The sequence below is a fragment of the Photobacterium jeanii genome, assembly GCF_001650345.1.
Lineage (GTDB): Bacteria > Pseudomonadota > Gammaproteobacteria > Enterobacterales > Vibrionaceae > Photobacterium > Photobacterium jeanii.
The window spans coordinates 32,732-53,811 of the sequence record NZ_LVHF01000027.1 but is presented as its reverse complement, the minus strand read 5'-3'; the positions used below and the strand labels follow the sequence as shown (position 1 = coordinate 53,811).

24 protein-coding genes are annotated in these 21,080 nt (G+C 44.9%); 13 read left to right on the top strand and 11 right to left on the bottom strand.

Annotated features, from left to right (window positions below; translation table 11 throughout):
* Positions 1-57 precede the first annotated feature (57 nt).
* Positions 58-1,371 carry a cell division protein ZipA gene (gene zipA / locus A3K86_RS12935; RefSeq protein WP_068331581.1) on the bottom strand — a complete coding sequence of 438 codons (1,314 nt, stop codon included), beginning with the start codon at positions 1,369-1,371 and terminating at the stop codon, positions 58-60.
* 481 nt (positions 1,372-1,852) lie between these two features.
* Here zipA and cysZ point away from each other — a divergent pair, with 481 nt between their 5' ends.
* From cysZ to crr, 5 genes are all read left to right on the top strand, one after another.
* Entirely contained in the window at positions 1,853-2,611 is a 759-nt protein-coding gene (gene cysZ, locus A3K86_RS12930) for a sulfate transporter CysZ (RefSeq protein ID WP_068331578.1), read from the top strand.
* 160 nt (positions 2,612-2,771) lie between these two features.
* Positions 2,772-3,740 carry a cysteine synthase A gene (gene cysK / locus A3K86_RS12925; protein ID WP_068331576.1) on the top strand — a complete coding sequence of 323 codons (969 nt, stop codon included), beginning with the start codon at positions 2,772-2,774 and terminating at the stop codon, positions 3,738-3,740.
* Between the two features lie 311 nt (positions 3,741-4,051).
* Positions 4,052-4,309 (top strand): HPr family phosphocarrier protein, encoded by a 258-nt coding sequence (locus A3K86_RS12920; RefSeq protein ID WP_068331574.1) that lies wholly within the window; start codon positions 4,052-4,054, stop codon positions 4,307-4,309.
* 55 nt (positions 4,310-4,364) lie between these two features.
* The gene (gene ptsI / locus A3K86_RS12915; RefSeq protein WP_068331570.1) at positions 4,365-6,092 is read left to right on the top strand and encodes a phosphoenolpyruvate-protein phosphotransferase PtsI; all 1,728 of its coding nucleotides are present in this window, start codon (positions 4,365-4,367) and stop codon (positions 6,090-6,092) included.
* A 44-nt stretch (positions 6,093-6,136) separates the two neighbouring features.
* Positions 6,137-6,646, top strand: a complete 510-nt coding sequence (crr, locus tag A3K86_RS12910) for a PTS glucose transporter subunit IIA (protein WP_068331569.1) — start codon at positions 6,137-6,139, stop codon at positions 6,644-6,646.
* Between the two features lie 132 nt (positions 6,647-6,778).
* On the opposite strand, the gene A3K86_RS12905 is transcribed toward crr, so the two are convergent.
* Entirely contained in the window at positions 6,779-7,675 is an 897-nt protein-coding gene (locus A3K86_RS12905) for a Dyp-type peroxidase (protein WP_068331567.1), read from the bottom strand.
* Positions 7,676-7,848: 173 nt separating this feature from the next.
* On the opposite strand from A3K86_RS12905, the gene A3K86_RS12900 reads away from it, so the two are divergent.
* Positions 7,849-9,441, top strand: a complete 1,593-nt coding sequence (locus tag A3K86_RS12900; protein ID WP_068331644.1) for a GGDEF domain-containing protein — start codon at positions 7,849-7,851, stop codon at positions 9,439-9,441.
* Between the two features lie 113 nt (positions 9,442-9,554).
* On the opposite strand, the gene A3K86_RS12895 is transcribed toward A3K86_RS12900, so the two are convergent.
* Entirely contained in the window at positions 9,555-9,959 is a 405-nt protein-coding gene (locus A3K86_RS12895; protein ID WP_068331566.1) for a hypothetical protein, read from the bottom strand.
* A gap of 5 nt (positions 9,960-9,964) precedes the next feature.
* Positions 9,965-10,426: a DUF2919 domain-containing protein gene (locus A3K86_RS12890; RefSeq protein ID WP_068331565.1), complete on the bottom strand. Its 462-nt coding sequence runs from the start codon at positions 10,424-10,426 to the stop codon at positions 9,965-9,967.
* Between the two features lie 551 nt (positions 10,427-10,977).
* Between A3K86_RS12890 and A3K86_RS12885 the strand changes: the two genes are divergently transcribed.
* From A3K86_RS12885 to A3K86_RS12875, 3 genes are all read left to right on the top strand, one after another.
* Positions 10,978-11,316, top strand: a complete 339-nt coding sequence (locus A3K86_RS12885) for a DUF2956 domain-containing protein (RefSeq protein WP_068331563.1) — start codon at positions 10,978-10,980, stop codon at positions 11,314-11,316.
* A 125-nt stretch (positions 11,317-11,441) separates the two neighbouring features.
* A complete protein-coding gene (locus A3K86_RS12880) occupies positions 11,442-11,891 on the top strand; it encodes a DUF1499 domain-containing protein (RefSeq protein ID WP_068331560.1) in 450 nt (149 codons plus the stop codon).
* 129 nt (positions 11,892-12,020) lie between these two features.
* A complete protein-coding gene (locus A3K86_RS12875; RefSeq protein WP_068331559.1) occupies positions 12,021-12,251 on the top strand; it encodes a hypothetical protein in 231 nt (76 codons plus the stop codon).
* A gap of 31 nt (positions 12,252-12,282) precedes the next feature.
* On the opposite strand, the gene A3K86_RS12870 is transcribed toward A3K86_RS12875, so the two are convergent.
* The 6 genes from A3K86_RS12870 to napF all read right to left on the bottom strand — a co-directional run bounded on the left by A3K86_RS12870 (position 12,283) and on the right by napF (position 16,871).
* Positions 12,283-12,420 carry a TIGR02808 family protein gene (locus A3K86_RS12870; RefSeq protein WP_068331557.1) on the bottom strand — a complete coding sequence of 46 codons (138 nt, stop codon included), beginning with the start codon at positions 12,418-12,420 and terminating at the stop codon, positions 12,283-12,285.
* Positions 12,421-12,441: 21 nt separating this feature from the next.
* On the bottom strand, positions 12,442-13,014 hold the full coding sequence (locus A3K86_RS12865) for a NapC/NirT family cytochrome c (protein ID WP_068331555.1): 573 nt from the start codon (positions 13,012-13,014) through the stop codon (positions 12,442-12,444).
* 20 nt (positions 13,015-13,034) lie between these two features.
* The gene (locus A3K86_RS12860; protein WP_068331554.1) at positions 13,035-13,505 is read right to left on the bottom strand and encodes a nitrate reductase cytochrome c-type subunit; all 471 of its coding nucleotides are present in this window, start codon (positions 13,503-13,505) and stop codon (positions 13,035-13,037) included.
* Between the two features lie 88 nt (positions 13,506-13,593).
* Entirely contained in the window at positions 13,594-16,083 is a 2,490-nt protein-coding gene (gene napA / locus A3K86_RS12855) for a periplasmic nitrate reductase subunit alpha (protein ID WP_068331552.1), read from the bottom strand.
* Positions 16,080-16,352 (bottom strand): chaperone NapD, encoded by a 273-nt coding sequence (locus tag A3K86_RS12850; protein WP_068331550.1) that lies wholly within the window; start codon positions 16,350-16,352, stop codon positions 16,080-16,082. The genes napA and A3K86_RS12850 overlap by 4 nt, the downstream gene beginning before the upstream one ends.
* A 42-nt stretch (positions 16,353-16,394) precedes the next feature.
* The gene (gene napF, locus A3K86_RS12845) at positions 16,395-16,871 is read right to left on the bottom strand and encodes a ferredoxin-type protein NapF (protein ID WP_068331548.1); all 477 of its coding nucleotides are present in this window, start codon (positions 16,869-16,871) and stop codon (positions 16,395-16,397) included.
* Between the two features lie 314 nt (positions 16,872-17,185).
* Here napF and narQ point away from each other — a divergent pair, with 314 nt between their 5' ends.
* Genes narQ through A3K86_RS12830 form a run of 3 tightly spaced genes read left to right on the top strand, consistent with a single transcriptional unit; the run spans position 17,186 to position 19,849 of the window.
* Positions 17,186-18,877, top strand: coding sequence for a nitrate/nitrite two-component system sensor histidine kinase NarQ (narQ, locus tag A3K86_RS12840; protein ID WP_068331546.1), 1,692 nt, complete (start codon positions 17,186-17,188; stop codon positions 18,875-18,877).
* A 12-nt stretch (positions 18,878-18,889) separates the two neighbouring features.
* Entirely contained in the window at positions 18,890-19,516 is a 627-nt protein-coding gene (locus tag A3K86_RS12835; RefSeq protein WP_068331544.1) for a response regulator, read from the top strand.
* A complete protein-coding gene (locus A3K86_RS12830) occupies positions 19,517-19,849 on the top strand; it encodes a DUF4156 domain-containing protein (RefSeq protein ID WP_068331542.1) in 333 nt (110 codons plus the stop codon).
* A 68-nt stretch (positions 19,850-19,917) separates the two neighbouring features.
* Here the strand turns inward: A3K86_RS12830 and A3K86_RS12825 are convergent, their stop codons facing one another.
* Positions 19,918-20,199, bottom strand: a complete 282-nt coding sequence (locus tag A3K86_RS12825; protein ID WP_068331540.1) for a winged helix-turn-helix domain-containing protein — start codon at positions 20,197-20,199, stop codon at positions 19,918-19,920.
* 398 nt (positions 20,200-20,597) lie between these two features.
* On the opposite strand from A3K86_RS12825, the gene A3K86_RS12820 reads away from it, so the two are divergent.
* Complete coding sequence (locus A3K86_RS12820) at positions 20,598-20,996, top strand: MAPEG family protein (protein ID WP_068331538.1); 399 nt, start codon at positions 20,598-20,600, stop codon at positions 20,994-20,996.
* Positions 20,997-21,080: the final 84 nt, after the last annotated feature.

Below are 21,080 nucleotides of genomic sequence, written 5' to 3'. Positions count from 1 at the left end.
ATAAAAAAGTGGGCTCCCAAAGGAGCCCACTTATCAAACTTTTGCGAAACTCGCTAATTACGCCTGAGTGTAGAACTTCGCTTTCTCACGATATTCATTAATACGATGCGGCGTGATCATATTACGATCCTGATCCAATACATCGGCACTGAGTTCGTCAGCAACAAGCTGTACTGTACGTAGCATGTTGTTGAAATTCATATCTGCGCGACCATGACATGGCAGCATGAGATAGAAGGCAATGCCCGGAGTTTCAAATTGCTCAATGTTATGCTGAGGGAAGTTCCCCGGGTGTACCATATTAGTAACAGTGAAAATCGTCGGCTCTAAACCTGCTTTATCAGCATGACGGTGATAAACCGAATTCTCACCGAAAATTAGACCATGACGTTCAAGAAGACCGAATAATTTCGCGCCTCGAAGTAATTCACCATTACGGGCATGAACATTAAGCGCAATGTATGAACGCTCAAGCGGTGCTGGCTCAGGTTCTGGCTCAACAACAGCTTCAGGTTGTACTTCGGTTTGTTGTGGCTCAGCTTCCGCTGAAGTCTGCGTCATCACTTCAGTGTCAGACACAATGATTGTCTCACCATCAAGCGCTGGTTCTGCTGCGCTTTCTTCAATCACAACAGGCTCTTCAATAACGACGCTTTCCGTTTCAACCTTCGCAGTAGCAGCTTCAGCCACTGACTCTTGTGGTACTGATGCTGTTGTTGTCACCGCAGCTTGAGGTGCTGGCTCAGGTTGTGCAACAGGTGACACTGGCTGTGCCTGTGCTTGTAATTCTTGTGGCTGTTGTTTCGCAACAGGTTCTTCAGAAACAAGATCGAGATTACCCAAACCTGGCTCATTATCGTGCGAAACCGGTTTATGGTGTTGAGCCACTTGAGGGGCTTCAACTGGCTGACTCTGCACAGGTGCTTGAACAGAAGATTGTGCCTGCGTAGCTTGGTTAACTACAGCTTGCTCAGCTGTAACTTGATCAACCGTCGCTTGGGCTGCAATAGGGGCTTGCGGCTCTGGTTGCGCTGAAATAGGAGGTAAGTCTTGTGCAGGCTCCGCTTTTACTGGAGCTGAGTCTAATAGAGGATCTGCCTCTATTTTCTGACCGAAATTGATCGCCCCGCTTGGCTGCGGTGGCGTATTAGGCGCAGGATTATCCGTACCTTTTACGCGAACACTACCAACACCATGTTGATCGAAACCTTCAGCATCGAAAGACTGCTCGCTTTCAAGCTTACCAACAGGCTTAGGTTTATCACCAAACTTCGTCGGTTTCTCTCTTCGACTTGTCCAAAGGCCATGTAACAACAGCGCAGAGATCGCCAACGCACCAACAATAATAAGAACCAGACGCAATTCCGCCATACAATACTCTAAAATTTAGCTTGTTATCCCTGAGAGTCACCGACCCTAGCGAAGTAACTTTGTTAAACATTTATCCGTTAGCACTAAGTATTACCATACTCAGCAGCTAACTCAATCCACCATTATTTATTAGCACACTGACGTTAACAGAGCGTAATCAGGATCACATCTTATGACCTAATTCATCCTTTGTGCAGTGCCATCACTTCCTGCGACTTAGCCGAAAAAAGCATACTGGCTGGGTTACTTTATCAAAACTCACTAACCAATGAGAACATCTAACCGTAGAATCATTGAATATCGTGCCTTTGTGCGCATTTTTGATTACTTTTCAAACGAAAGACATATTCAACCGTTAACTTATATTCAGGGCTAACGTCATTACTAATGCTTGGCAATCGAATATTTGTGAGAGGTATTGTACCATGCAGGCAGGCTCATCCCCTTTTTTCACTGTTTATAGAGCCCTCAAGGAGCAAGCATGTACACACAGTCACCGATTAAAGACCCAATCAGCGGCGCTGGCTACTTTTTCCGTGGTCTATCTTTAGCGCTAGAGCCCGGTACACGTCGTTTTGTTATCCTGCCTTTATTGGTGAATATTCTGTTGTTCGGAAGCGCCTTTGGTTTTGTCCTATCACAGCTTGATCAATGGATCACGGGGTGGCTAGCTATGCTACCGGAATGGCTTAGCTGGTTGAGCTACATTTTATGGCCTTTATTAGCTATCGCCACTTTAGTGACCTTCTCCTACTTCTTTAGCACCATAGCAAACTGGATTGCCGCCCCGTTCAATGGATTATTGGCCGAGCAACTAGAAGCCAAACTGACTGGTGAGAAACAGCCAGATACTGGCATCAAAGAAGTAATGAAAGACATTCCACGTATCATGAAGCGTGAGTGGATCAAACTAAAATACTACTTACCTAAAGCGATCGGTTTACTGATTTTGCTTTGGATACCAGCCATAGGCCAAACACTAGGCCCAGTATTATGGTTTCTATTCAGTGCTTGGATGATGACCATTCAATACGCTGACTACCCGTTTGATAACCACAAGGTACCTTTTACCTCAATGCGTGATGCGCTGAAGGTTAAACGCGGTAAGTCACTCAGCTTCGGTAGCTTAGTGATGCTATTTACTATGACTCCGATTCTTAACTTGTTCGTGATGCCTATCGCGGTATGTGGCGCAACAGCGATGTGGGTCGATCACTATCGTGAAGACTACCGTTCATAATTTTGTTCATCGGTTAACAAGATCGAAATTGTGCTGTTATAGCTTGGTTCTATATAACTTTTAGCTATAACAGCTAAACAATTAATTACTTTGCAAATTACAGAACATGGTTATGCTTAGAGTGTCTTAAGTTGAAACGTGTTACGAAGGAACGGTAATCATGAGCAAAATTTACGAAGATAACACTCTAACCATTGGTAATACGCCATTGGTTCGCCTTAATCGCGTAAGTAACGGTAAAGTCCTAGCAAAAATCGAAGCTCGTAACCCAAGCTTTAGCGTGAAATGCCGTATCGGTGCCAATATGATTTGGGATGCGGAGAAAAAGGGGACGCTAAAAGAAGGCGTAGAGCTTGTTGAGCCGACTTCTGGTAACACAGGTATTGCCCTTGCTTACGTTGCAGCTGCTCGTGGATATAAGCTGACTCTTACGATGCCTGAGAGCATGAGTCTTGAGCGCCGTAAGCTACTTAAAGCCCTAGGCGCAAACCTAGTGCTAACCGAAGCACCAAAAGGTATGAAAGGGGCAATTGAAAAAGCGGAAGAGATTGTGGCTTCAAATCCTAGCCAATACCTACTTTTGCAACAGTTTAATAACCCTGCTAACCCTGAAATTCACGAGAAAACTACAGGCCCTGAAATTTGGGATGCCACCGAAGGTGAAATCGATGTCTTCGTTTCTGGTGTTGGTACTGGCGGTACCCTAACGGGTGTAAGCCGCTTCATTAAGCAAACCAAAGGCAAGGCAATCACGACCGTTGCGGTTGAACCAACAGAGTCTCCAGTCATCACTCAGGCGCTTGCAGGCGATGAAATTCAGCCAGCGCCACATAAAATCCAAGGTATTGGTGCAGGTTTCATCCCTGGCAACCTAGAATTGGATTTGATTGACGAAGTTGAGCGTGTTAGCTCCGAAGATGCCATTGAAATGGCACAACGTTTGATGAAAGAAGAAGGCATCTTAGCTGGTATTTCATCCGGTGCTGCAGTGGTTGCTGCTAATAATATCGCCGCAAAACCAGAATATGCTGATAAAAACATCGTTGTGGTCCTACCAAGCTCAGGTGAACGTTACCTATCAACGGCACTCTTTGCGGGTATGTTCACAGACAAAGAAACCCAACAGTGATCACACTTTTACGTGTTTCATGACAGTTTGTTGACGAAAAAAGCTCCCTCGGGGGCTTTTTTGTTGCTTTTTAAACGGGGTTTTACTATAAATCCGAGGCGTTTTATTTTTAGCATCAAAATAAAAGGACATAAATCAGTCCATTTAATGTAACCAAGGCAAAATAACTCATCAAACTTTGACTTGGATTAAGCAATTTAGACTAACTCTTGGTTAATTTATTCATCGAGATAAACAAACCATCTCAGTTACTATAAGCTAAAATATTTTTACGCAAAGATTACATAATATTTCAAATATCGGGGTGAAAAATGTATCAGAAGCAAGTTGAAATCACAGCAGAAAACGGCCTACACACTCGTCCAGCTGCTCAGTTCGTTAAAGAAGCTAAAGCATTCGATGCGGACATCACTGTGACTTCAAACGGTAAAAGCGCTAGCGCGAAAAGCCTATTCAAACTACAAACTCTAGGTCTAGTAAAAGGCACTGTAGTAACTATCTCTGCTGAAGGCGCTCAAGCTCAAGAAGCTGTAGATCACCTAGTTGCTCTAATGGACACTCTGCACTAATTCGCAGACCGTTTATTACGTCCCTAGTTTTTATAGAATAAGTTAAGGTAAGGCTATGATTTCAGGTATCCTGGCATCTCCGGGTATTGCTTTCGGTAAAGCACTACTCCTGCAAGAAGATGAGATTGTCTTAAATAAGTCATCTATCCCTGCAGACCAGATCGAAAACGAAGTACAACGTTTCTTCGACGCTCGAAAAAAATCATCTGAGCAACTAGAAGCAATCAAAGAAAAAGCACGTATCACCTTTGGTGAAGAGAAAGAAGCGATCTTTGAAGGTCACATCATGTTGCTTGAGGATGAAGAGCTTGAAGAAGAAATCATAGCCTTCATTAAAGAAAACAACGCTTCAGCTGACCTAGCAATCCACTCTATCATTGAAGAACAAGCTTCAACGCTAGAATCGCTAGATGACGAATACCTAAAAGAGCGTGCAACAGATATCCGTGATATCGGTACACGTTTTGTAAAAAATGCACTAGGCATCAACATCGTTAACCTAAGTGCTATCAACGAGGAAGTCATCCTTGTTGCTAACGACCTAACTCCTTCCGAAACAGCTCAAATCAACCTAGATTACGTACTTGGTTTCATCACTGATATCGGTGGTCGTACTTCTCACACTTCTATCATGGCGCGTTCACTAGAGCTTCCAGCTATCGTTGGTACTAACGATATCACTAAGCAAGTGAAAAACGGCGACATGCTGATGCTAGATGCAATCAACAACAAAGTTGTGATCAACCCATCAGAAGAAGAGCTAGCGCAATTCAAAGCAACTCGCGATGAATACCTAGCAGAGAAAGAAGAGTTAGCAAAACTTAAAGACCTACCTGCAATTACCCTAGACGGTAAGCAAGTAGAAGTTTGCGGTAACATTGGTACAGTTAAAGACTGTGACGGCGTTAACCGTAACGGCGGTGAAGGCGTTGGTCTGTACCGTACAGAATTCCTATTCATGGACCGCGACGCGCTTCCAACTGAAGAAGAGCAATACGTTGCTTACAAAGAAGTTGCTGAAGCAATGCACGGCGAGTCTGTGATTATCCGTACAATGGATATCGGTGGCGATAAAGATCTACCATACCTAGATCTTCCACAAGAAATGAACCCATTCCTGGGTTGGCGTGCAATCCGCATTAGCCTAGATCGTCGTCAAATCCTTCGCGACCAGCTTCGTGCTATCCTACGTGCATCTGCACACGGTAAAATCCGTATCATGTTCCCAATGATTATCTCTGTTGAGGAAATCCGTGAACTGAAAGCAGCACTAGAAGAGTACAAAGCAGAGCTTCGTGCAGAAGGTCTAGCATTCGACGAAGAACTAGAAATCGGTGTAATGGTGGAAACACCTGCAGCGGCTGCAGTTGCGCATCACCTAGCGAAAGAAGTTGCTTTCTTTAGCATTGGTACAAACGACTTAACCCAGTATACTCTAGCAGTTGACCGTGGTAACGAGCTGATTTCTCACCTATACAACCCGCTATCACCTGCTGTACTTACCGTGATCAAGCAAGTTATCGATGCTTCTCACAAAGAAGGTAAGTGGACAGGTATGTGTGGTGAGCTTGCAGGTGACGAGCGTGCAACCCTACTTCTACTAGGTATGGGTCTGGACGAGTTCAGCATGAGTGCTATTTCGATTCCACGCATCAAGAAAGTTATCCGTAATGCTAACTTCGCTGATGTTAAAGCTATGGCTGAGCAAGCACTTGCTCTACCAACTGCAGCTGAAATCGAAGCTCACGTAGAAAAATTCATCGCAGAAAAGACCATGTGCTAATAAAATAGCCACAAGGTAAAATAACAACGCTTAGGAGCAACATTATGGGTCTGTTTGACAAACTGAAGAAGCTAGTTTCTGACGACAGCAACGAAGCTGGTGCAATTGAAATTATCGCTCCACTATCTGGTGAGATCGTTAACATCGAAGACGTGCCAGATGTAGTATTCGCAGAGAAAATCGTTGGTGACGGTATCGCAATTAAACCTGCTGGCAACAAAATGGTTGCACCAGTAAGCGGTACTATCGGTAAAATCTTTGAAACTAACCACGCTTTCTCTATCGAATCTGACGACGGCATCGAGCTATTCGTACACTTCGGTATCGATACTGTTGAACTAAAAGGCGAAGGCTTCACTCGTATCGCTGAAGAAGGTCAAACAGTGAAAGTGGGCGACACTATCATTGAATTCGATCTAGCTCTTCTAGAAGAAAAAGCAAAATCAACTCTAACTCCAGTTGTTATCTCTAACATGGACGAAATCAAAGAGTTGAACAAACTTGCTGGCGCAACAACTGTGGGTGAAACTCCAGTTCTACGCATCAAGAAGTAAGATTGTGAAATCTTAATAAAGCGCCACCTTCGGGTGGCGTTTTTGTTTTCTGCGATATAGAAAACAGTAGCAACAAAAAAGCGAAGGCACTGCCTTCGCTTTTATTATTCAGATAGTCTCGCGCAAAAACGCTTATAGGCTTGCTAGCATCTCTGCTGATGGCGCAAAGAAGTAAGCCCCGGTTACTGCCGAAGTAAAGCGCAGCATCTGATCAGTTTTACCGTCAGTTTTACCGTACATGCTCTCTAGCATCGCTTTAAAGTTATGCTGGGTATGACAGTAAGCAATGAACAGAAGGCCGTGATCACCGCTCACGCTACCGTATGGCAAGCTATGACGAACAATCTTCAAGCCCTTACCTTCTTCTTTAATATCAACACGACCCACATGCGACTGTGCAGGAACATCTTCGAGTTCTACAGAATCAGGTTTAGTACGACCAATCACTTTTTCCTGTGCTGCCACGTTTAGGCGATTCCACGCAGGTAGGTTGTGAATAAAGCGCTGAACCATCACGAAGCTACCGCCCGCAAATTCACCGTCTTTGATCAGCGCAACCTCTTTACGAGATTCATCGGTTTTCGGGTTTTCAGTACCATCGATGAAATCTGTCATATCACGTGCATCTAGGTATTTGAAACCGTATGTTTCGTCCATGATTTCAACGTCAGCGGCGATATCAGTCAATAGCTTACGAAGTAGATAGAAGTTTAAATCATGGCGAGAAGCATTTACGTGTAACAGAATATCACCACCCGTAGCAGGGGCTGTAATATCACCTTCACCTAGCGCTTCAAAATCATCAAAATTTTCAGGGCAACCGCGTTCAAGCGAAAGCCAAAAATCCTTACCGAAAGCAACGCTTGCACGAAGATTAGCATCGGTTTGTTGAGTATTGATGCTACTAACAAGAGTGTGTACTTGCTTAAATTGGTCCAGAACCGCTTGTTTATCACCAACCACTTTCAGTACAACATAAAGAGCAAATGGCCCTGCATCAGGGATAATTGCCGGTTGTGCGATAGCCATAAAAATCTCCTAAATGGTTCTAAGTATTATTTTGTAAATTGATTATAAATTGACTTATCAAGAACTTATGATCGCTGCTAACCATCACATAGGTAGGGTTTAGGTCTTTACAGCAATAGCTAACTTTACATATAGTTACCGCCGCTCTTCAACGATTAAAGATGTTGCATATTGTGAGTCAAATAACCTTAGTTATTCTACTACTTTTGGTGATATTAACCAGCCCAGCTCAGGCAGCAGTAGAAGCTGTTAACTTGCAATTGCGCTGGCACCATCAAGCCGAATTTGCAGGCTTTTATGTTGCCAAAGAAAAAGGCTTTTATCATGAAGCCGGATTAGACGTCACTATAAATCAAGGTGGTGATGGAAAAAGCGCGCTTCATGCCGTTCTGAGTAAAAAAGCCCACTTTGGCGTTGGTAATACCGAAGTTTTAGTCGCTTATGGTCATGGTCAACCTCTTGTTGCCCTAGCTAATATCTTCCAGCGCTCACCGAACGTACTCTTGATGAAAGCCGACTCGCCGATTTACCAATTATCGGATTTATCTGGTAAACAAATCATGATGTTTGCTGGTAATGAAGATGCAGAAATCATTGCGATGATGGCAAAAGCAGGATTAACCCTCAGCGATTTTGAACAAGTACCGACTACCGGCAAACTTGAAAGCTTGGTACAAGATCACGTCGATGCTTTTAGTGGTTACCTCACCAGCGATGCTTACATTCTCAATCAGCAAGGCATTCCCCCACGAGTATTTGATCCAACCGATCACGGCATTTATTTCTACAGCGATATCATCTTCACTCATAGTGATATGGTGGAGTACAACGAAGATGTTGTGACAGGTTTTCGAGAAGCAAGCCTTAGGGGCTGGGAGTATGCACTGCAACATATTCCGGAAACATTAGAAATCCTGACCCACTACCCAACCGGTAAAAGCCCAGCAGTGCTTGAGCAAGAATTACTGGCTAGCCGCGATATGATCATGGCTGAACTGATCGAGCTCGGCCACATGAACACGACTCGCTGGCAACACATTGCCGATACGCTGCATCAACTCAAAATCATTCCGCCCACTGTTATCGACGAGCAATTTCTTTATCCTCTCCAAGAGCGCCAAATGTGGCTAACCATAAAGCCTTGGCTTAACACCGCAATCATCAGCTTTTTTATTAGTGTGGTTGGTATTGGTTATTGCACTTGGGCCAATCGGCAATTAAGAAAGGAAATCCGTCGCAGAAAAGAATCTGAAGCCAAAACGGCACTGATTGCGCGTAAAGATATGCTTACCGGTATACCAAACCGTTATGCCTTTTTAGAGCACTTACACCGCACTCTAAAATGCCAGTCCATTCAACATGCTGCTCCCGCTTTGCTGTTCATCGACCTTGATGATTTTAAGCAAGTCAACGACAACCATGGTCACCACATTGGCGATAAAGTGCTGCAGCAATTCTGTTATCGAATGAATGGGTTATTAGGAGGTAATGCGTTTTTCGCTCGCTTAGCGGGAGATGAGTTTGTCATGTTGATCACTAAGACCAGTACAAAAGAGGTTGATAGCTTGGTCGATCAAATCATGATCCAAGCTCGCCGCCCGTTTGTGCTCAACGAATACTCCATCACGATAGGGGCGAGTGTCGGGGTGACCTATTACCGTAACGGTGATACGCCCGATTACTTCCTATCACGGGCCGATAGCCAAATGTACGGCAATAAAAAACGCTCCCAACAGGAGCGTTTTATAGAAAATCGAGTCGTGTAGTTTCAAGCTTCAAAACAATATCCTAATCAGCTTTGCATCAATCCTTGGTGTTACTATCACAGCCACATACGCCATGATTAAATCATACCTACTCTGTCGACGTGACATCATCGTTATACTGACGATACTGCGATATGAAGTTTCACTTGTTGATTTGCTTGATCATCAACTGATTCAAATGAAGCGGGGGTATCTAACCCTGTTGAAAGTGTTGGGGCGATAATTGTGCGCCAACCGCCATCATCCAAGCGCTCTTGTACTTTAAAAGCAATCTTTAACTCTTCAGCCGACACTTCTAACAACTCAGCGCTGCCTACTAATTCACGGCGATGCAGGCCTTGATCGTCGGTGTCAAAGAAAACCGTTTCTTCACCCGGCAGTAACGACAGCGACGTATTCACGCTTTGCTTGCTATCAGCGCCAGTTAATTCGAAATTCACATCCAGTAGCCAATCAGCCATGGCTAGTGGGCTGAGCAAGGCACTAAATAAGACTAACCCTTTACCCCATTCATTCATTTGCTTTACCTCTCTACAGGTTTATCAGCAAACGTATTCTTAACGCGCGTACTCCTTAGCAAATACATGGTTAGCCAAATTGTGAGGACCATCATGACCCCGTTTGACCAACTAAACACACCCTGTGTCGTGATTAAGTGATACGTCTGTAATAAACAATCAGATATATAAGCGACGAGTAATAATAGTTTTCCGTGTCGCCATATCGTATTTATTAAATGATTATTACGATGTCGCAGCCCGCTGAGCCAAGTCAGTAAAATACTGGGTAGCCCGAGAACAAACCCGACATACAAAGTTTCTTTTATTGGATAGAACAAAGTGAGGAGCTGTGATCCTTGCTCGCGACTGGATCCTGCCATCACAAAGACAATCCAAGCTTTGGCGCTGAATGCCAAAACCAGCCATAACATTGGGGACGGCTTCAATAAGCCATGCTTATCAAAAGCATCGAGTGAATATCGCAAGGTTTCTCCTACTACTACACAAGCTTGTTATAGCAATGGTGGTGCGATAGCCAATATTCAACCCAAGATTAAGTTTGTCGTAGTACCTTAGCGCCTTCATCTCAAATAAAAACCCTAGATGGGTAATTCTGTGGTACACCGCACTTTTTCACTTAATGAGTTGTAGCCTCTGTCACACTTTTTTGGGTGAAACTTTCAATAAAAGTGAAACATTGATCGTGTTCACAGACTTATCAGTAGCAAATAAAACCGTTCCCAAACTAAAGTCAAACCAATAAAAATCAACAACTTAAATAGACTGCGCGCAAATATTAATCTATTTTTATTTTGATTAACTTTCTGAAATATTCCTACAAGTTTGAAAATAAGCACAGCACTTTTGCATAGTCATGTGATGCACATTATTTCCCTTTTTCTATTACTGGGAGCGACATCTAAGCCGCAAACGGTGATTTTCTCTTGGTTAGCAACACAAAGCGAGTGACGACACACTGCCTCTAAGCAAGCCTTGGGTATATAATCTATTGAAAATTCACCAACAACGATTAGCAATGGCAAACCAAAAGCAGCAACCTTCACCAGAGACGCAAGCTGATGCGATGAAAATTGCACGCGCGACCCAAAAACCAGGACAAACCAAAGAGCAAACCAAACTCATTGCTCAAGGGATCCAAAAAGGCATTGAACAGTACAAAAAACAACAAAAAGCCAAAGCGCGTGAACGCGATAAATTTCGCAAAAAACAGCAAAAAGAAAAGCACACGACAGTCGAAACATCTGACGTACAAGTAGAGCATCAAGTTAGCTACAAGCAACACTGGTTACCTTGGGCACTGCTTGCTGCCTCGTGGGTAGGATTTGGCTTATACCTTACTCAATTCGCCGCTTAGGTTGCTTGTCGCCACTCGGCGCTAATCGTGCTAATCGTGCTAATCGTGCTAATCGTGCTAATCGTGCTAATCGTGCTAATCGTGCTAAACATGATCATAAAGCGCCACACAACCAAGGATGAATAATGAAACGGATCTTATTATCGCTCCCTCTCATCGCAACCACTCTGCTTGCCGGCTGTTCAAATGGTGATAGCCAAATCGGTAAGCGAGTCGATACCCTATGTGGTGAAAAGCCAAACTGTGTATCTACCCTTGAAACACGCCCTGACTTTGCCATTGCCCAGTATCAGCTTACCGTTGCTGGGCAAAATGATTGGCAACAAATCGCTCAACTCGCCCTTTCTTTGCCTGGTGCACAGCTTGGCCAAAAAAGCGATAACTACCTTCGAGTAGAATGTGTTAGCCGCGTATTTCAGTTTGTCGATGACTTTGAAGTCGCGCAGCAAGGCAGTACGCTGATCGTGCGCTCCGAGTCGCGTACAGGTTATTCTGATTTTGGGGTAAACCGAGAACGTGCTGATCTTTTCCGCCAGAAGCTAATCGATGCCAAATTAATTACCACTAACCCGTAACACTCAACACAATAAGTCGCTTTTTACTAAATACACCGTTTAGCGATATTTCAAACAAAACTCATTGGTAATAATTCTCATTTAGATCTATAGTATCTTCATTCGTTAGTTACGTATGAAGATACCACTATGGACAGACCCTCATTCCTCGCGTTCAGTTTCATCGGCTTGTGGTTGATGGCGTTGTTGCATCTTGCTGAGTTGTGGATCAATTTTGACTCTGTCAGCATAGTGCAATTGATCCTAGAATGGCTTCCAATCTACAGCGTTTGGATCGCTCTGGTCGTTATCGGGCTAGTCAAACGCGTCTCTAACGATGCCGATCTTGATCATCATAGCTATAAAAAAACCACGCCCTAAGACGTGGTTCAAATATGGATATAGCTGACTGTTAGCTCAATTCTTTGTCTTTACCTAGCGACAATAGCCAGATGCAAATGGCAGCAACAGCAGCAAAGCCAGATAAGATGATTACAGGCATTGCGGCATAACCCAACACATGCCAAATAACCCACTCTAATGTACTCATTCTGATTTCACCCCTTAGTTATTACCAACCTTCCACATCTTTCATGTCAGGTAGTTTGTGAGCAATCCCTTTATGACAGTCAACACAGGTCTTTTCACCTGAAGCTAGGGCTGTAGAGTGTTGTTTCACACTACGCTCACCTTGCTCTGAGAAGTCCATGTATTCGTAGTTATGGCAGTTACGACATTCCTGCGAATCGTTGTCTTTCATTCGTTTCCATTCACGGTGGGCCAAATGACCACGGCGTTCTTGGAATTTCTCTTCGGTCGAGATGGTACCCATAGCAAATGCCACCAGCTCTTTTGATGCCTGTACTTTACGCACAATCTTATCAGTCCAGTTATGTGGTACGTGACAATCAGAACAAATTGCACGAACACCTGAACGGTTGGCATAGTGAATCGTTTCACGGATCTCTTTTACGATTGGTGCGTGACAACCAGAACAGAACTCTTCTGTGTTAGTTGCTTCCATTCCGGTGTTAAATGCACCCCAGAATAGCAGACCACCCATAAAGCCCATGAACAACACCAAGCCAACAGCCACCTTACTTGGTGCGCGCATCCGTTGCCAAAAAGCCTTTAATATTTTCATAGCTAACCTCTTGATTCCGCTTATTCGTTGCGAAGCGCTTCAACACGCTTGAAGTCATTACCAACTAAAGGCTTAGCATCTGCTTGAGGAACGTGACATTGCTGACAGAAGTAACGACGAGGAGACACATCAGATAGCACCTGACCTTCACGAGTCTGGTAGTGAGTTACACTGATTTTGGTTGCACCTGATTCTTTCGCGTTTTTCCAGCTGTGGCACGATAAACATTTGTTCGCGTTTAGCGACACTTCGTAGTTACGCACAGTGTGTGGGATCAAAGGTGGCTGGTATACGTAGTCACTTTCGATCACACCTTGGTCACGTGGGTAATGTTTAAATTCGTCGGCTGGACGTGTGGTATCTAATTCAGTGATACCGCGTAGTGATTCAACACCACCATGACCACCCGGGTATAGCTCTTCATTATGGCTATGCGCAACACCCGTGAATAAAAGCCCTACCGTCATAAGGGCAAGCATTAATCGTTTCATTCTTATCTCCGCCTAATGGCTAAATTCGAGGCTTACAACCTTGCTCTTGCCCATTATTGAAGGGCAAAGAGCAAGGAAAGGCTGTCTGTTATGCAACTTTGGTGATCTTAATTGGACACTTCTTAAAGTCCGTCTGTTTAGACAGCGGATCTGTCGCATCCAAAATCAGCTTGTTCACCAAAATACGTGCATCGAAGAAAGGTACGAATACCAACCCTTCCGGCGGACGGTTACGACCGCGCGTTTCAACACGACAGCGAATTTCACCACGACGTGAAGCTAGAAGCACTTCATCACCACGGCGCAGCTTACGTTTTTTCGCATCATCTGGGTGGATGTAACACACAGCATCCGGCACCGCTTTGTATAACTCAGGTACACGACGTGTCATGGTACCGGTATGCCAGTGCTCAAGAACACGACCAGTACATAGCCACATGTCGTACTCGTTATCTGGCACTTCTGGTGCTGGCTCAAACGGTGCGAAAATGATGTTCGCTTTACCATCAGCATGACCATAGAAACGGAAGCCTTCACCTGCAGGTACGTATGGATCCGAACCTTCAGCAAAACGCCACTGGGTTTCTTTACCGTTAACCACAGGCCAACGTAGACCACGTACTTGGTGGTATACATCGTAAGGGGCTAAGTCATGACCGTGGTCGCGACCAAACGCTGCGTATTCTTCGAACAGACCTTTCTGTACGTAGTAGCCTTGCGCTTGCGCATCGTCATTAAGCGGTTGTGCTTCAGTGAGTGGGAACTTGTCTACCTGACCGTTGCGGAATAGCACATCGTATAGTGTCTTACCACGGTATTCAGGCATCTTCGCCAGTAGGTCATCGCCCCACACTTCTTCAATCTTGAAGCGCTTAGTGAATTCCATGATTTGCCACAAGTCAGATTTCGCATCACCTTGTGCTTCAACTTGTTGGTACCAAGCTTGAGTACGACGCTCAGCGTTACCGTAAGCACCTTCTTTCTCAACCCACATTGCAGTCGGAAGAATAAGGTCAGCCGCTTGTGCTGTTGCTGTTGGGTATGGGTCTGAACACACCACGAAGTTTTCAGGGTTACGGTAGCCCGGAAGACGCTCAGTGTTGATGTTTGGACCTGCTTGGAGGTTGTTGTTACACATTACCCAGTACGCGTTTAGCTTACCGTCTTTCAACATACGGTCTTGCAGTACAGCGTGGTAACCCGGTTTCGGTGGAATCGTACCTTCCGGCAGTTTCCAGATTTTTTCAGCAATCGCGCGATGCTTAGGATTCGCTACGACCATGTCAGCAGGTAGACGGTGTGAGAAAGTACCTACTTCACGTGCAGTACCACACGCAGAAGGCTGACCCGTTAGCGAGAATGGGCTGTTACCCGGGGTAGAAATCTTACCGGTTAGTAGGTGAATGTTGTAAACCAAGCTGTTCATCCACACACCACGAGTATGTTGGTTCATACCCATAGTCCATAGTGACATTACCTTGGTGTTTGGATCCGCGTATTGCTTCGCCATCTCAAGCAGTTTCTCTTCAGAAACACCTGACATCTTAGAAGCTTTTTCTAGCGTATATTCAGATACAGACGCTTTGAACTCATCGAAGCTCATTGGGTGCATTTTGCCTGAGTTCGGGTTCGCTGCTTTTTTCTGTAGTGGATCGTCGTCACGTAGACCGTAACCGATATCGGTTGTCGCGCGCTTGAAGTTTGTGTGTTTATTCACAAAGTCCCAGTTCACGGCATCGTTTTCAATGATGTAGTTTGCAATGAAGTTCGCAATCGCAAGGTCAGTTTGCGGCTCGAAAATCATGCCGTTATCAGCCAGCTCAAACGAGCGGTGATAGAAAGTAGAAAGCACGTTTACTTTAACATGAGGGTGACTTAAACGGCGGTCAGTAATACGTGTCCACAATACTGGGTGCATCTCAGCCATGTTTGAACCCCACAGTACGAACACGTCTGCGTTTTCAAAGTCATCATAGCAACCCATTGGCTCATCGATACCGAAAGTACGCATAAACGCACCTACCGCAGAAGCCATACAGTGACGGGCATTCGGGTCGATGTTGTTAGAACGGAAACCCGCTTTCATCATTTTCGATGCCGCGTAACCTTCCATTACCGTCCACTGGCCAGAACCAAACATACCAACGCTTGTTGGACCTTTGTCTTTCAGTGCACCTTTCCACTTCTCAGCCATGATATCGAACGCTTGATCCCAAGAGATCGGCGCAAAATCACCGTCTTTATGGAATTTACCATCCTTCATACGAAGCATTGGTGTTTGTAGGCGATCTTTACCGTACATAATCTTAGAAAGGAAGTAACCCTTGATACAGTTCAAGCCCTTGTTTACTGGTGCTTCTGGGTCACCTTGTGTTGCCACAACACGACCATTTTGCGTACCCACCAGTACAGAACAACCTGTACCACAAAAACGACAAGGTGCCTTGTCCCATTTAATCTTGGTTTGGTCAGAACTAACGATCAGGTTAGTTGCTGACGCAGGCAGGGTGATACCCGCTACAGCAGCGGCTGAAGCTGCCGCGTTTGCTTTCACAAACGCACGTCGTGTCATTTTCATGAGTCTTCCTCAGATTGCGAATCGAAGTGTTCAATTTGGTGATACACTAAAAAAGTGGTTAACACATTGTTTAAGTTATTGATTTTATCTATGGTATCCGTCACGTAGCCTTGGTTTTCCGTCTCAAGTACTACAATGATTTTCCCCTCTTCACTCTCGCCGTGAATCTCGGTATTTGGCATCTCTAAAATCTGAGCTTTTACATCAGATAGGGACTCAGGTTTTACATGCACTACCAGGCTAGAGATATGTACTTCTTCCAGCGCCATACGCGATTTCTCTTCTTATTTGGTGACGAATATAGCTTCGCCTTAACTTGTAACCATAGTGATTGCCGATGACGGGCAGGTCGCTACACAGGCGCCGCATCCGTTGCAGACGTCCGACTCAAGCTGAGGTTGAGCCACTCTGCCGGGCTGAAGTTGAAAGCGAATCGCCATCACTTCACACATGTCACCGCAACTGCGGCATTCAACATTGTGTTGAGCTAAACACTGTTGATTGATTTGCGCTTTCACATCCCAAGCAGTCTCGGTGGTAGGACGAAACAAGGGTTCTGGGCAAGCTTCAGCGCAATCACCGCAGAAGGTGCATTCACCACGATTAAAATCGACAGTAGGAAACCCACCATCGCCTTTAATAATTATGTTTTCTTCACAAGCTGACTGGCATTTGTTACAGCGCGTGCACTGGTCAACGAATGTCTCTTCATCAACCACCCAAGGCATACGTGGGATGCTAGGTGTGCGTCTTCGCGACAAGAGGCTCCGTCGTCCCCGATCAAACATGTAGGATCACTCCGGTCAGTTATGAAATAAAATGAACAAACGGCTGTTGCAGCCCAAAGACGGGCAAAATAAAAGGTATTAAAGCCACCAAAAGCTGTTCATAATTGCTCATTATTCTTCACCGCAAGTCTAGAGCTATTAATAAATGCTTAAATACCTAGTAAGGGTTAATTGAAGGGGTAATTTGTCTTGGATCAATAAACATAAGTGGCAACACTCACACTATTAATCAAAGAGCGACGGCAAAATGCTCGCTGATGAATACCTACACACCCTTTTATCAATAGTAAAAATATAGTTCATAAGGATGCTGCGTGCAGAATAGGCCCCAAAAGCCCGTCACCACCACCATTGCAAGGTCGATGCTGATCATCTTGCTACTGTCGATCGCCACGACCAGCTTTGCACTGTTAACCTTGGCATCCAGCCTTAACGATGCCGAAGCCATCAATGTGTCTGGCTCATTGCGGATGCAGAGCTACCGTTTGGCCTATGATATTCAAGCTAACTCGGCGCAACTGAACGACCATCTCGATCAATTCGAGCAATCCTTGTTTTCGCCTTCTATGGCAGCCCTTGAACACTGGACTGTACCTGCCGATATTCAGCTTCACTATTACAACTTAATTGATCGCTGGGAGAGTCTGAATCCATCGCTATTAAGTGGCGATCATGATGCCTTCTTGGCTGAAGTGGCGACGTTCGTCGACAATATCGACCGCTTCGTGTTTGAACTCCAAGAGTTCTCTATCACCAAATTACAGATCCTTTCGGTAACAGGCGGGATTGGTTTAAGTCTGATTTTGATCAGTGCCCTGTTCACCATTCACTTCACCCAACGCAAGATTGTTAGCCCGCTAAAACAACTGGTGAATGCCAGCGAACAAGTCCAAAACGGGACCTTTGACGTTGATATCAATATAAAAAGTGATAATGAACTGGGTATTCTGGCTGGTGCCTTCTCCAAAATGGCGACCGAGCTTGGCAAGCATTACCACGACCTTGAACAATCGGTGAATGAGAAAACACGCCGTTTACGCCACGCGAATGAATCACTACAAGTGCTGTATAACTGCTCGCAAGAGCTGTCTGTCACTCGTTTAACCACTCAAAGTTTTGCCAACATGCTCAATAATTTGGTGGAAGTCGAAGGGATGACCGCCGTGCGCTTAGTGATCGAAGAAAACAACGGCGCGGAAAGCATCATTTCGGCAGGAATTGAGAACGAACGCCACTGGCATAGTCGTGACCTGACATTAGACGATCAGTTTCTAGGTCGCTTGAGCTGGCAAGAGAGTTTGCCTTGTCCTGATCGCGCACTGATCGAAAACGTCTCGCGCCTACTAAGCCGCGGGATCTACTACAACCGCGCTCAAAAACTCGCGAATCAGCTACTACTGATGGAAGAACGTGCCACTATTGCCCGCGAACTTCATGACTCGCTGGCACAGTCGCTTTCGTATTTAAAGATTCAGGTCACTTTGTTAAAACGTCACCTGACTCAGCAGCAATATCAACATGCCGAGCAGATCATCACGGATATCGATGCCGGTCTATCTGGTGCTTATACCCAGCTTCGTGAACTACTAAGCACCTTCCGCCTCACCATTAAAGAAGCGAACTTCGGGGAAGCCTTGGTTGAAATGATCAAACCTTTGGATGAACAGACCGATGCTATGATTATTGTCGATAATCAACTCTCTTCGCTTAATTTAGATGCACATCGTCAAGTACACTTATTACAATTGATTCGAGAGGCAACATTGAATGCCATCAAACACGCGCAAGCTGATGAAATCATCATTACTTGTCAGCAAGATGGTGACCAAGTCAGTATCTCGATTTGTGACGATGGCTTAGGTTTCGATCAGCACAACGAAAAGCTCAACCATTACGGCATGGCTATCATGTCTGAGCGTGCAGATCGACTTAATGGGGAAGTCACGATAAATTCAGAGCCAGAGCAAGGCTGTTGTGTCACCCTCAGCTTCATGCTCGTGCCATAAGGAAAAATATAAATGACGTGTTGGAAAGTAATGATTGTTGACGACCACCCGCTAATGCGCCGTGGTATTGGTCAACTTCTCGGTTTTGAGCCTGATTTTGAACTGGTTGCCGAAGCCAGTAACGGTGCCGATGCTATTGGCCTCGCCCACGAAAAAGAACCGGATCTGATCTTGTTAGATCTCAATATGAAAGGCATGTCGGGATTAGATACGCTAAACGCAATGCGTGCAGAGGGGATTGAAAGCAGCATTGTGGTACTCACCGTATCTGACAGCCGTAATGATGTGAAAACCTTAATCCAAGCCGGTGCTGATGGTTATCTTCTTAAAGACACTGAGCCTGATGAACTGATCCGCCTACTTAAAGAAGCCATGTGCGGTGGTAAAGCTTACAGCAGCTTGGTGAAAGAATACTTAACCGATAACGTAGAACAAGATTCGTTGCTCAATACGCTAACTGAACGTGAAACCCAGATTTTGCAGGAAGTGGCGAAAGGTCATCGCAACAAGCAGATCGCAGAGACTTTATTTATCTCCGAAGCCACAGTCAAAGTTCACATGAAGAGCTTGCTCAAAAAGCTACAAGTGAAGTCTCGTACTGCGGCAACTGTATTGTACTTAGAATCGCAAGGGCTATAAGTGAACAAAGCCATTACGCTAGTTGCAGCAATATCTTTGCTGTCAGGCTGTGCTACCAGCCCACTCACAGAGCAAGGGCAGCAAGTAAAGATTGTGTGGAACACCGAAGCCACCAGCCAGCAATGCCAATTAAAGACCACCTTGGTTGGCTCTGAAGGAGCTTGGTATAACTTTTGGTTGATTAACAATAAAAGCCTCACTATGGGTTCGCTCAATCAATTGCGAAACCAAGCTGCTAAACTTGGCGCTAATACCATATTGCTGAACGAGCCGCTTCCCTATGCCACGTCGGTCACCTACGTTGGCAACGCTTATCTGTGTCCACAATCGTAAGTGCATTCAGTTCAAAACGAAAAAACCGCCTTTCGGCGGTTTTTTCATGGTATTTCACTCATACTCAATCAATGCGTTAACGCACTGATCAAATCATTCTCACGCGACTCAACCCACATCGGGTCAAACGGCCCCCAATCACTTAACTTATAATAACCATCATTGTGACGTTTACCGTCTTGAATAAAGGTTAATTCAAACCCCAGCCCCGGCAATGCTTTTAACACATCTTGGATAGTGCGACGCGGCCAGCCGGTTTTCTCGATCAATTTAGGCACGTTAGGGCGCTCTAAGTGTTCTACAAGTAAAGCCAAATACAAGCGGCGCGCAAATACTGGATTCAATTCCATTGAGACCTCCATAATACTCATTTGAGTAATCATCTGATGCGAACTCCGCTAAACATGACGACAAATAACTACTCAAATAGGTATACACCCACTAAATAAACGAGCGCACTCATTATTGCTACTATCCCAATTAACATGTTGCGTTTGATCAATATGCATGCCTGTTTAGTGCACATTCCAAGCGAGAAGTGGGCTACGATCACACTTTACAACTGTCATCTTGGCATAAAAGACACAATCTGAAATATTTTGTCTTAATTTCATCGCTGACAAAACACACACTAACATCCATTACCGCTTCTAAATCTCACCATCTACACTAGTAATTACAGCTAACCTATTCATTTTCTGAGCATGATGCCGTATTGGTGTCATCACTACCCACTAGAGTAAACACTATGACTCCAGCTTTCTGGTGCTTAATCATTATTATTGCCATCAACTACTTACTTGCCGGCCTTGCCAGCTGGCTTACCAAGAAAACCGTCGGCTTCTACGACATCAATCAGCCGCGAGAACAAGAACGTAGTCTCACAGGGGTTTGTGCCCGCCTCAAAGCCGCTCAAGCCAACGGATGGGAATCTTTATTGGTCTTCGCCATTTGTGTCTTTATTGCTCATTTGGCGGGAGTACCCGCTGAACAAGCCAGTTTGCCCGCCTATTTGTTTGTATTAACGCGAGTGTTATACGTCTGCTGCTACGCGTTTAAGCTCAGCCCATGGCGCACTATCGTCTTTACCCTCGGGCTTGTCGCCTGCGGCTGGCTGATCAAAATGGCTGTAATGGTGAGTGGTTAGCAACTTCTAACAACAGCCGTTATTGCACCTCTGTCACAGAATCGCTATAAAGTAGAGCTACACCTCACTAATTACTTTAAGAAA